The sequence below is a fragment of the Salibaculum griseiflavum genome (assembly GCF_003129565.1).
Lineage (GTDB): Bacteria > Pseudomonadota > Alphaproteobacteria > Rhodobacterales > Rhodobacteraceae > Salibaculum > Salibaculum griseiflavum.
Genome location: NZ_QETF01000023.1, coordinates 43,192 through 53,261 on the forward strand (window position 1 = coordinate 43,192; position 10,070 = coordinate 53,261).

The following is a 10,070-nucleotide window of genomic DNA, read 5'->3' on the forward strand; positions in this document are numbered from 1 at the left end:
CTTCAAACCACCTCATCCGCGATCAAGCGCAATTCCGAGACGATCGGTGTAAAGGCCGGATCACGCGTCCTCAGCCAGGCGCGCGCCTCAACCGCATGGGCCTCAATCTCGCTGTTGTCGATCCGCCCCCATGGCCCCCAGAACGGGTTGGCCCCCGCCGGGTCATCATCAGTTTCTCGGACCTCGAGCACCACGTCGATATCAGCCCCCTGGGAGCCGTCAAAGTCAGCCCAGCTGTCGATGGGAGTCATTCGATCATCGATGTAGTCGGACAGGGCCGAGGCCCCGACCAAGATATCCGAGCGCAACCGCACCCGCTTCACGCCACCAAAATCTAGGTGCCCGTCGAACTGGTAAAGCCCTTCGGTAGCCAGCACCACAGGACTGCCCGCAGCATCGGTCCCGGTCTTGAGCTGCAAGGTCCCGGCCGTAACCTCGAGATTGGTCTTGGCCCCGGCAAACCCGGGCTCGGCGGCCAATGTGTTCAGCTGCGCAAAGCTCAGGATCTGCACGCCCTTGGTCGTGACCGTGCTGACCGGCCCGATGCGCCCCTCGCTGTCTTCGGCGCGCAAGAGGTAGGTTCCGGGCTTGAGCGGCACGACCGCAATCGCCTCACCGCCCGAGACCTGGTCCATAAGCGTGGAGTTCGCCCAGGTGGCGAGGCTCGCCTTGCTGTGGCGGATAATGACATTGCCGCCCACGCGCACATCCACATCGCCCGCGCGCTGCCATTTCAGGACGGCAAGACCACCCGCTGACTGGATCGTCAACCCGGTCAATGCCGCCGGTGGCGCCGTCAGCCCAACAATCTCCAAGGCGCCCTCCCGCCAGGCCGACGACACCCCCAGAATCGAGATCGCCTTGATCCGCACCTCCCATTGGCCCGGCTGGATGTCGCGCAACTCCATCACCGTGCCCGAGGTGCGGCCGCGATCCAGCCAGGCGCCGCCCTCCCGGCGGGTCTCAACCTGATAGGTCTCGACAAAGCCCGAGGCCGCGGGCGCCCAGGCAATCCGGGCCAGGACTTTCACAGCCGAGCCATCCCGCGTCACGTAAAGCTCTTCCGTGATCTGCGGTGCCCCCGGTGGCGCGATGTCGAAAGCCGAGGGCAAGGTCGTGCGCGGGGCGGCTGCATAGATCTGTTCTTCCGAGACGTCCCAGTCGTAAATGAGCGGGGAGGTTTCTTGCAAGGAGAGCTCTGGTGCCAGACGCGGCCCCCCTCCGGCCTGGCTCAGATCCAACCGCACCGCGTCAACCGCAAAGGGCTTGCCCTCCGGCAGACCTGCACCACCAAAGCCCCAACGGTCATAGCGCAGATAGGTGGTCTCGCCGGCCGCCACGCGCCAGGCCTTCAGCTTGCCGGCCAGGGTCAGGCGCATCTGCCGCCGCGCCCGCTCCAGCTCGATCTTGGCCAGCCGCTGTGCCATGGACGCCGAGATCGTAAAGGGCAGAGAGATATCCCGCCAGACCCGCTCGCCATTGTCCTCCAACCGGTAGGCCTCGCTGGCATAGGCCGGGAAGTCATCCGGCTGCCAGCTGTTCTCAGGGCTCACGAACTGGCCGCGCACCGCGTTGAAGTTCGACGCCCGGCTTTGCCGCGTGGTCAGGGTCAGCCCGCCCTCGCGGACATCATCGGCTGTGAGCGTCGTTTCCGGCACCCGGTAAGCCCCCGCCCGCAACCGCCATTGGCCCGCCTGCCAGATGCAGCGCCCCGCCATGGCCGTCAGCATCGACTCGATAATGGGCTGGGGCGTTTGCGACAGCGAGACCACACCATTGCAGGTATAGCGCGGCTCGCTCCCACCTGTGGCCACGGGCACCGCCTCATCGCAGATATTGGCCGCCTCGATCAGACTGTCCGGTGAGATCCCGTCAGGCTCCCCGATTGCAGCGCCGATCCCGTAGATCGGATGCGCCATGTAATCGGCCACACAGAGCGCCGCATTCTCGGTGTAGATCTGCGCGCCGGTCCGGGGATCAAGGATGTCGTCCTTGCCCTCCAGATCCACGGTGATGTTCGGAATGCCCACCGGAAAAACATCCGCGTCATAGCTGAGCCGCAGATAGAGCGCTGCACACCCCGCAAGCCGGTGTGCGGCCGTCCAATGCTCCGGCGCCGCCGCGATGAGCCCCGCAAAGGCGGTCTGGTCCGCCGCACCGAGGCGCTTTTCAACAGTAACCTTTCCGGCCCAACGGCCTTGAGCGATCCCCGACGCGTCAACCGCCTCTTCGCCCTCAAAGTAAATGGCGCCAATGGATTTGACACGGTGGGCGGCCAGCACCACCACCAGGTGCAGATCCTTGTCCTTCGCACCCGTGGAATGCAAAAACACAATCACGCCGCCCTTGCGGGCGCGCCCGCAAACCATCTCGCGCGGCATCACCGGCTCGCGCACCGTCACCATGCGGGCCTGAAGCTCCATCTGGCCCAGCGAGGGCGTGGGCATCATCGCCTGCGCGGCAGCCGAGAGCAGCATCGAGCCGCCAAAATTGGCCGCAAAGCCGATGAGCCCACCCGCCGCAAAGGCCGCCGATAGACCACCGGCAGCCACCGCAGCCCCGCCAAGGGCCACGGCACCAAGAACCACTGGTGGCATGGGTCACGTCCTCCAGGCCAGACGACAGCTTGCAAGAGACAGGCGCACCAGACCCTCTGGCGCCACAAAGGCCGCCTTGGCGCCGATCACGACCCCAAACGCCTCCGGCGCGCCACCCAGAACCAGATCGCCCCGTTGAGCAAGCCGCACATCAGCAAGAGGGTCACCCAACAAGGCGCGCCCGCCCTCTTCAAGGCCGGCCCAGCCAAGCCGGCGCAGCACTCGCCCGCAGCCGACCCGTGTGCGATACCGTCCCCGCCACAGGGCGGCATGGTCCGGGCCGTTTGTGAGGTCACGGTGCAGATCAAAGGCCCAGGTCGCGCAGTCGTGCTGGCCCCAGGCAAAAGGCTGGGCCTGCGCACGGGTTATAGCGGTGGCGAGGACCTGCTCCCAGTTCCTGACCCGCAGCGGCGCCTTGCGGCGTGGCTCGCCCGGATATACATTCAATCCCATGTCTATCCACCTTAGGGGAGGTTCATCATGCAAGTCGCCAAGTGGGGCAACTCCCTCGCCGTCCGCTTACCCGCCGACTTGGTGCGCAAGCTCGATCTCAAGGCCCGCGATGAGATCGAGCTGCAGGCCACCGAGACCGGCCTGACCGTCCTGCGTCAGCCCAACCCCGACGAGGTACTGGCCGCACTGGCAGAGTTTCGGGGGCGGCTGCGCGCAGATCAGCGGCTCTCACGCGACGACGCTCATGCGCGCTGAGTTCTTCGACACCAACATGATCCACTACCTGCTCGACCAGGGCTCCAAGGCCGACAGGGCCACCGCGCTCATCGCTCAAGGGGGGGCTGATCAGCGTGCAGGTACTCAACGAGGCGCTGGTCAATTGCCTGCGCAAAGCCGGGATGGACTGGTCCGAATCGGGCCGATTTCTGGCCCATGTGCGGTATTTCTGCTAGGTCTGTGATCTGAGCGCACAGACCCATGACATCGGCCGTGCCCTCGGCGCGCGCTACAAGCTCTCGGTCTATGGCGCCATGATCGTGGCCGTCGCCCTCGAGGCTGGCTGCACCACGCTTTACTCCGAGGACATGCAGCACGGTCTGCTCATTGAAGACCAGCTGCGGATCGATAACCCGTTTCGACCGACCCAATTCATCCCCCCCGCCCCCAGGTGATTTCCCGATCTTGGATCGCCGTCACATGCTCAAAGCCGCGATCACCTGGATGCAGGGCCTGCTGGCTTTCATGGGTATAGCGCCAGTTGCGCGGCACGCTGAGATCAATGAGACGGTTTTCATAGCTGATCGTGATCCGGCAGCTCTGCCCATCCTCCTGCAACTCGGGCACATCAAGACGGCCCGTAAAGGCCTGCACGGGATCGGTAATCACTGCGCGGTCCTCCGTAAGTAGCGCCAGCCAGATGCGTCCCGCCTGACCCTGGCGCGCCTCATCGATCGCAAGCCCCACCAGATCCAGCGGCACGCCTGAGAGCGAGACCGTCGTGCCAGAGGCCACAACGTCCGAGGTTTCTTCAAGCGGGCCAAGCCCAAGAAGCGCGCCGACGCCGGTCCAGGTCTTGCCGTCCCAGTCCGTCGGCCCCGGACCGGTCCAGATCCGCACCATGCCCGACGGGAATGCGCCTTCAAAAAAGATCGCAGGCTGCAGATCCGCAATCTCCAGCGCCGCGGCCACGGAGGTTGTCATATCCCGGCTCATAGCGCCTCGCGGGCTGATAGGGCGAAGCGGTGACGCGCCACGCGCGTAATGCGCGTCGACACGGCACTTTTGGGGCGCAGCAGCACCTGCGGCCGGTTCACCTCCAAAGGGGTGTGGGCCGGCAGCGCGCGGCGGATCGCTGGAAAGAGCGTCAGCGTCGCCATGCCATTGATATCCGCCGTCGCGTCAAAGGCAATCTGGTGGAGCCGCGTCTCGCGCGCCGTGCCGATGGAGACAAAGTCGCCCGAGGCCAGGGCCGCCGCCCCCGGTGGCCAACCTTGCGTTTGCACCACATTGCCCCCCGAGACGGGTATCGCCAGTGTGATCGGTTGCGCGAGGTTCTTGGGCGCAATCGATGGATCGGTAAAGAGCAGCAGGCCCCGGCCAGAGCCAAGGGCCGTCAGGGCGGCCGAGACCGAGCGCGCCAGCGGTCCCGATTGTGCGGCGAACTCGATCTCATATTCCCACCATTCCCCGCCCCAGTCCTGCACCTCCACCGTTCCAGTAAAGGGCGACGGCGTTTGACTGGTGGCGGTCACCAAGCGCCGCTCAAGGCCCGCCACCCAGGTGCGCGGCAGCTCCACAATGACGCTCATGCCATCCGCCCCCGCCGCATCGCATTGCCAACAGCGGCCACCGCCATGCGCTCGAACTCAGGCTGAGCGTTGCTCAGCACCATTGCGATCTGCTCGGCCACACCCATTTGCGCCCCCCGCGCATCGACACTGAGGTGGACAGCCACCGGCGGTGTGCCAGTCGCCCCGCGGGCAAGCTCGGCCCGCGACAAGACCCGCTCACCCCGCTGCAGGATGGTGGGCACTTCATCAGGCTGCAACCCGGCCCAACCCCCAGTATGCATGCGCGGCGCATGGGCAAAGACGGCTGCGGGCACAGTGCGCCTATGGCCGGAGAGCCCCACCATGCCACCAGTATGGGAGACCACCGCCGTGACGGCCTCTGCGCCGCCAAAAATACCCCCGAGCGCATTTGCAATCGGCCCAAGGACCGCCCGGCGGAACTGCAGCACCGCAAGATCCGCCAGGATCGCACGCACCAGCCCCTTGAAGTCGAGCTTGCCGGTTTCGACAAAGCTGCGGAACGCGCTTTCGGCGCCAGAGAAGGCACTGGTCAGCGTCTCACCCAGATCCTTGCCCCAGTCGAGCGCGTCCGTGGCGTAGGACTTCAGGGCCTCCGAGACGGCGCGCCAGCCAGTCACGATCTTTTCGGCCGCCCCGCCATTGGCGCCGCGTACACCACCACCCGTAACGGCCTCTCCAGTCTGGGCCATAGCGCCTGCCAGACGATCCGCGGCGTCCGTAGCCTCATCAAGCGCTGCCGCACCGTCGGCGCCGGTGCCCGCAACCGCATCGCGCAGCGCCGCCCAGGAGGTCAGCGGGGCCGTGGCGCTCGTCGCGAGGTCCGTGGCGGCCTGACGATAGGTATTGGCCGTGCGCAGCGCCTCGGCGGCGATCCCGTCAAGCCCCAGATCTGGCGCGGTGAGCGGCTGGTCCTCAAATGCCCGGCGGAACGCCTCTGCAGCTGCATTACCCGCCTCCGCCGAGGCCTCGGCATAGGGGTTCAGGATATCGCCCAGATCAAGCGCGCCTATTTCACCAAAGGTGCTCTCGATCCCAACCGCCGCCAGTGCAGCGCGGATCTTGCCGGTAAAGGCATCGATCCGGGCGATCGCGCCGTTCAGCATCGCCTCGATCCCATCGAGCATCCGGTTGGCCGCCGAGAAGACCAGATCCCCGATCACACCCGGCAGCCGCGCCCAGATCTCCCGCACCGCCAAGAGCGCGCCTTCAAAGGTATTCGCCGTAGCATTGCCAAAGGCAACCACGCTTTCAATTGCCCCCGCCATGCTGGAGGCCGCATCAGCTTTGAGATCATAAAACATCGCCGTGGTACGCGCGCCCACGGCCGAGGCCCCCATCTTGATCCGGTCCCAGACCTCAACGGCGACATCCTTCAAAAGACGCATCGCCACGCCAAAGCCGCCCGCGCCGGAGGCCAGCCGCGTGAACCAATAGACCAGCTCGCCTGCACCCACGATCAGCGCGCCGATGCCCGTGCGGATGAGGGCGCCCTTGAGCACCACAAGCGTGGTTGCCAACCCCCGCACCGAAAGCGCCGCCGCCGCCATCGCGGCTAACCAGCGGCCAGCGAGGAAGCTGGCGAAGGTGCCGGCATAGATCGCGAGCCGGTCAAGATTGGCCAGAACCGCATCAAAGGCCCGGCTGATCGGACTGGTGGAAGAGGCCAGGACGACAAAAGTCTTGGCCACAGCCTCCAAAGACGGGGCCAGCGCCACGGCAACCCGGTTGCGCACCCCCGTAAACACCTGACCGATGCTGACCAGCGCCAGTTCAGACCGGCGCATGGCAGCAATGGCATCTGCGTCGAGCACTGCCCCAAGCGCCTGTGCTTGTGCCCCAAGCCGCGTCATCTCCGCGCCGCCGTTCTGCAAGAGCGGAATGAGACGCGTCGCATCCGAGGCCATCGCCTCGAGATAAAAGGTCATCTCTTGGCTGTTGACACCCGCGCGCTCCAAACTCTCGACATAAAGCTGCAGCGCCTCAGGACCGGACAGTCGGGCAAACTGATCGGCCGTTAGCCCCACACGCGGCGCGATGTTCTCAAAGAAGTCGGCCATCGGGCCGCCCCCCGTTTGCAGAAAGTCTCCAACCCTGTCGTTCACGTCCTTGAGGATGTCCGCGAGTTTTTCCTGTTCAATCCCCACCGTGGCCGAGGCCGCCGACCAGCGCTGGAAGACCTCAGGGTTGGCATTGGCCACCCGGGAGAGCTGATCAATCTCATTGGCGGCCGCAATGGTCGAGCGCGTCATCGCCACCGTAGCCCCAGCCAGGGCGGCGGCCGCAACCCTGGCCACGCCCCGCGCCCGCCGCGCAAAAGCCGCCATGCGCGCATTGGCCTGGTCCAATTCGTGTCCCAAACGCCCCATGCCCCGCGACCCAGCCTGGCCCACGCCCTCAAGCTCGGCTCGCACCTGCCGACCGCCCGTCGCCGACAAGCGGACAGAGACCTTTTTCTCAACCATGGTCGTGTTCAATCTCTTCGTTTGTCTTGCGCACCATCACAGCCTCGATGTGCGGCAGAAGTTCAGCGATGATGCGGGGTGACAGCCCGAGAGCGGCGCCGAGCTGCAGCGCCGGCCCCATATTCCAGCCAATGACCGCGCCGCCATTTGCGCCGGCAGCCACGCGCACCTGCCCGCCGAGCCGCTGGACCAAGTCCCAGACCTGCCAACCCTCGAAGGTGTGCGGCGCATTGAGACGGTAGGGGCAGTCCGGGCACGCCCCCACGCACGCCGCGCAATAGGCACCGCCCCCGCTGAACTCCCAGTCAGCGAGCGCGGTCAGGCGTTTTTTTTTCCTGCTCCAGGATCAGCGCCCCGGCGATGTAGTCGGTCTGGAACGCCTCGAAGATCGGCCAGAGCTCAAGAAGAGCGTCGATGCCCTCAGGCGTCAGCGGCAGAGGCTTGCCCTCCGCGTCGCCAACGCCCTCCCAGTCTTTGACAACGATGCGCGCCACGGCCTTGGCTACGATGACGGCGATCTGATCATCGTGGCCAGGATCGGTGGCCCTGTCGAGGTCCGCGTCGTCACCTGCTATTGTCCTCACGCTTGGGTCACTACGCGCTGCCATCATCACGGCCGTGGTCAACGGCTCCACAAACAGCCGCACGCCATGGCCAAGATCAAGCCAGTGCGGCTCAGTGGAAAGGTTGAGTTTGAGCATGTCTTGAGGTCTCCATCATTCATTGGCACAAAAAGCGAAACGGTCACGCAGCGAAGCATGCTGAGGATCTGTTCCCCCCTGGGGTCACGCCTGATCCGCGACCAAACGAGAGGAACGCGCCAAATGGCTGAGGATCCCAAGTGGCGACAGATTTTGGAACTTTCTGTGGCTTTGGAGATCACCAAGTCTGAGCGCGCGAGCCTCAAGGAGCAGGTGGCCCTGCTTCAGGACCAATTGCGCAAGGCCACGCAGCGCGCTGAAAGAGCTGAAGAGCGCCTGCACGACACCACCGTTATGATGGCCACCATAAGCCGTGAGGCGATCACAGCCCCAGGCCGGTCCGTGGCCACCGAAGTGACGATCAACGGCAGACCCGTCCTGCGCCTGAGCAATCCAATCTCTCATATTGAACACTGAGCGATCCGCTCCCGGCGCCATCAATAAGCCTCTCGATCGTTGATAAGGGCCACCGTGCACATGTGGCCCTCATTTGGATCGCTGGCCGCCTGCCAGTCGAACGTGGCCTGCACGCCCTGTGGGCCGGAGATCTCAACACGCGGCCGTGGCAGATAGACGGCATGGGCGGCCAGCGTCAGGCTCTCGCCAGTGGCCAACGTGTAGGTAAATTCGAGCGCGCAGGCCTCACCATTGATCGCTTGTTGCACCAGTGTCTGGTCCGCGAAGCGCACAACGATATTGCCCGTGAGCGCCGCGATCGACGGGTCCGCCCCGTCGATCTTGCCATCGGCCCGGATCGTTTCGATGCGATCGAGATTGTTGGCATAGGTGATGTCCGCCGAGACCACGTTGCCGATATCGGCCCCGTTGCGTGTGACGGCGCCGTTAAAATGCCCAAAGCGTTGCAGGGTGATAGGTGCCGGGACGCCTGCGGCGCTTACAGTGTCAACCTCTTCGCCCTGTGCCACAAGGCTGACCGTGGCGGTCAGCAAACCGGACCGTGCCATCTGCCAACTCAGACTATCGACCATGCAGCCGGAATACATGGCATAGCGCGGCACCTCCGGCATACCGGTCTCGACCGAGAAGCTCGGCAGCGCCCAGTTCCCGGAGGTAAATGTATGGGTATAGGGCGCCTCGGCCCCTGTCGTGCTGGGCGCCCCGAACCCCGCCTTCAGCCAGAACCCGAAGGCGTCGGCATCAATCGGCACCACAACATTGCCATCCGCCGTCACCGCATCCTTGATCGGCGCCTGCGGATCCCGGCCATAGCCCAAGAGTTCTGAGGTCTGCAGTGGCTGCTCCGACCCAAGCGTTGTGCTGGCGAAGGGCATCTTTGTGTAGCCGCTCGCAGGCGGCGTGCCATAGGTGGTCTCGAACGCCAGCGCCATCTGCGCCCGCGCCCCTTGGGCTCGTGCCATTGTCTCTCTCCGTCAACGTCAGGTTTTGTCGTCAGGCCAGCGGATCGCTGGTCGCGTAATGCAGTATGATGGGCACGACGGCGGCCTTTAGGCTTGCCGCACCCTCAACCGGCAGGTCGACCGGCTCAGGCGCCTCGGTCTCAACCCAATCGCACAGACCACCAAGTGTGCGATCCGCCACGATGACCGCCCCGATCGAGGCAATGAGCTCCGCAAAACGCGCGTCGCGGCTCTTGGCATCCTGCACTACCACCTCCAGCTCAGCGCGGTGCTGGTAATGATACCGCAGCGGCGACAGCGTCACGCCCGGTTCGCCTGGATCCCCATCGCGCAAAATGATCAGGCCCGATGGCGGTACGCGTTCAGGCAAAACCTCGCCGCGCAGCACCGGCACATGTGGGATCGTGCGCAAGAGATCCGCCAGGGCGGTGAGGATGGTTTCGCGGGTGGTGGGCATCGACTTGTTTTTCCGAACAGAATGCGGCAACTAGCCCCCGAGTGGGCCTGTAGCTCAATTGGTTAGAGCAGAGCGCTCATAACGCTTTGGTTGCGGGTTCAAGTCCTGCCGGGCCTACCAAAGCCCACGTGGTGGAATGGTAGACACACGAGACTTAAAATCTCCTGGCCAGATTGGCCGTGCCGGTTCGAGTCCGGCCGTGGGTACCAA

11 protein-coding genes and 2 tRNA genes are annotated in these 10,070 nt (G+C 64.9%); 4 read left to right on the forward strand and 9 right to left on the reverse strand.

The genetic code is table 11. From position 1 onward, the window contains the following. Positions 1 to 2 precede the first annotated feature (2 nt). Together DFK10_RS15280 and DFK10_RS15285 are read right to left on the reverse strand one after the other, a co-directional pair. Entirely contained in the window at positions 3 to 2,597 is a 2,595-nt protein-coding gene (locus DFK10_RS15280; RefSeq protein ID WP_109389901.1) for a host specificity protein J, read from the reverse strand. A gap of 3 nt (positions 2,598 to 2,600) precedes the next feature. After that, positions 2,601 to 3,050, reverse strand: a complete 450-nt coding sequence (locus DFK10_RS15285; RefSeq protein ID WP_109389902.1) for a DUF6950 family protein — start codon at positions 3,048 to 3,050, stop codon at positions 2,601 to 2,603. A 27-nt stretch (positions 3,051 to 3,077) separates the two neighbouring features. On the opposite strand from DFK10_RS15285, the gene DFK10_RS15290 reads away from it, so the two are divergent. Further along, the gene (locus DFK10_RS15290) at positions 3,078 to 3,305 is read left to right on the forward strand and encodes an AbrB/MazE/SpoVT family DNA-binding domain-containing protein (protein ID WP_109389903.1); all 228 of its coding nucleotides are present in this window, start codon (positions 3,078 to 3,080) and stop codon (positions 3,303 to 3,305) included. Between the two features lie 393 nt (positions 3,306 to 3,698). Here the strand turns inward: DFK10_RS15290 and DFK10_RS15300 are convergent, their stop codons facing one another. The 5 genes from DFK10_RS15300 to DFK10_RS15320 form a co-directional block, all read right to left on the reverse strand. Further along, a complete protein-coding gene (locus DFK10_RS15300) occupies positions 3,699 to 4,250 on the reverse strand; it encodes a hypothetical protein (protein ID WP_235866864.1) in 552 nt (183 codons plus the stop codon). A gap of 8 nt (positions 4,251 to 4,258) precedes the next feature. After that, positions 4,259 to 4,858 (reverse strand): hypothetical protein, encoded by a 600-nt coding sequence (locus DFK10_RS15305; RefSeq protein ID WP_109389905.1) that lies wholly within the window; start codon positions 4,856 to 4,858, stop codon positions 4,259 to 4,261. Beyond that, positions 4,855 to 7,323, reverse strand: a complete 2,469-nt coding sequence (locus DFK10_RS15310; RefSeq protein WP_109389906.1) for a phage tail tape measure C-terminal domain-containing protein — start codon at positions 7,321 to 7,323, stop codon at positions 4,855 to 4,857. The genes DFK10_RS15305 and DFK10_RS15310 overlap by 4 nt, the downstream gene beginning before the upstream one ends. Continuing rightward, positions 7,316 to 7,516, reverse strand: a complete 201-nt coding sequence (locus DFK10_RS15315; protein WP_109389907.1) for a DUF7697 family protein — start codon at positions 7,514 to 7,516, stop codon at positions 7,316 to 7,318. The genes DFK10_RS15310 and DFK10_RS15315 overlap by 8 nt, the downstream gene beginning before the upstream one ends. A gap of 112 nt (positions 7,517 to 7,628) precedes the next feature. Further along, on the reverse strand, positions 7,629 to 8,024 hold the full coding sequence (locus DFK10_RS15320; protein WP_109389908.1) for a hypothetical protein: 396 nt from the start codon (positions 8,022 to 8,024) through the stop codon (positions 7,629 to 7,631). A 123-nt stretch (positions 8,025 to 8,147) separates the two neighbouring features. Here DFK10_RS15320 and DFK10_RS15325 point away from each other — a divergent pair, with 123 nt between their 5' ends. Continuing rightward, the gene (locus tag DFK10_RS15325) at positions 8,148 to 8,441 is read left to right on the forward strand and encodes a hypothetical protein (RefSeq protein WP_109389909.1); all 294 of its coding nucleotides are present in this window, start codon (positions 8,148 to 8,150) and stop codon (positions 8,439 to 8,441) included. Positions 8,442 to 8,461: 20 nt separating this feature from the next. Here DFK10_RS15325 and DFK10_RS15330 read toward each other — a convergent pair whose 3' ends face one another. After that, positions 8,462 to 9,403 (reverse strand): phage tail tube protein, encoded by a 942-nt coding sequence (locus DFK10_RS15330; protein WP_109389910.1) that lies wholly within the window; start codon positions 9,401 to 9,403, stop codon positions 8,462 to 8,464. A gap of 31 nt (positions 9,404 to 9,434) precedes the next feature. Further along, a complete protein-coding gene (locus tag DFK10_RS15335; protein WP_109389911.1) occupies positions 9,435 to 9,860 on the reverse strand; it encodes an acyl-CoA transferase in 426 nt (141 codons plus the stop codon). Positions 9,861 to 9,903: 43 nt separating this feature from the next. Between DFK10_RS15335 and DFK10_RS15340 the strand changes: the two genes are divergently transcribed. Further along, positions 9,904 to 9,980: transfer RNA gene (locus tag DFK10_RS15340), tRNA-Ile, on the forward strand. Between the two features lie 2 nt (positions 9,981 to 9,982). After that, positions 9,983 to 10,069: transfer RNA gene (locus DFK10_RS15345), tRNA-Leu, on the forward strand. The last annotated feature ends 1 nt before the right edge of the window (position 10,070 follow it).

What these genes read in the sequence shown, in the direction of transcription:
- DFK10_RS15280 (WP_109389901.1), bottom strand. Translation starts at nt 2,597, where the DNA reads ATGCCACCAGTGGTTCTTGGTGCCGTGGCCCTTGGCGGGGCTGCGGTG.
- DFK10_RS15285 (WP_109389902.1), bottom strand. Translation starts at nt 3,050, where the DNA reads ATGGGATTGAATGTATATCCGGGCGAGCCACGCCGCAAGGCGCCGCTG.
- DFK10_RS15290 (WP_109389903.1), top strand. Translation starts at nt 3,078, where the DNA reads ATGCAAGTCGCCAAGTGGGGCAACTCCCTCGCCGTCCGCTTACCCGCC.
- DFK10_RS15300 (WP_235866864.1), bottom strand. Translation starts at nt 4,250, where the DNA reads ATGACAACCTCCGTGGCCGCGGCGCTGGAGATTGCGGATCTGCAGCCT.
- DFK10_RS15305 (WP_109389905.1), bottom strand. Translation starts at nt 4,858, where the DNA reads ATGAGCGTCATTGTGGAGCTGCCGCGCACCTGGGTGGCGGGCCTTGAG.
- DFK10_RS15310 (WP_109389906.1), bottom strand. Translation starts at nt 7,323, where the DNA reads ATGGTTGAGAAAAAGGTCTCTGTCCGCTTGTCGGCGACGGGCGGTCGG.
- DFK10_RS15320 (WP_109389908.1), bottom strand. Translation starts at nt 8,024, where the DNA reads ATGCTCAAACTCAACCTTTCCACTGAGCCGCACTGGCTTGATCTTGGC.
- DFK10_RS15325 (WP_109389909.1), top strand. Translation starts at nt 8,148, where the DNA reads ATGGCTGAGGATCCCAAGTGGCGACAGATTTTGGAACTTTCTGTGGCT.
- DFK10_RS15330 (WP_109389910.1), bottom strand. Translation starts at nt 9,403, where the DNA reads ATGGCACGAGCCCAAGGGGCGCGGGCGCAGATGGCGCTGGCGTTCGAG.
- DFK10_RS15335 (WP_109389911.1), bottom strand. Translation starts at nt 9,860, where the DNA reads ATGCCCACCACCCGCGAAACCATCCTCACCGCCCTGGCGGATCTCTTG.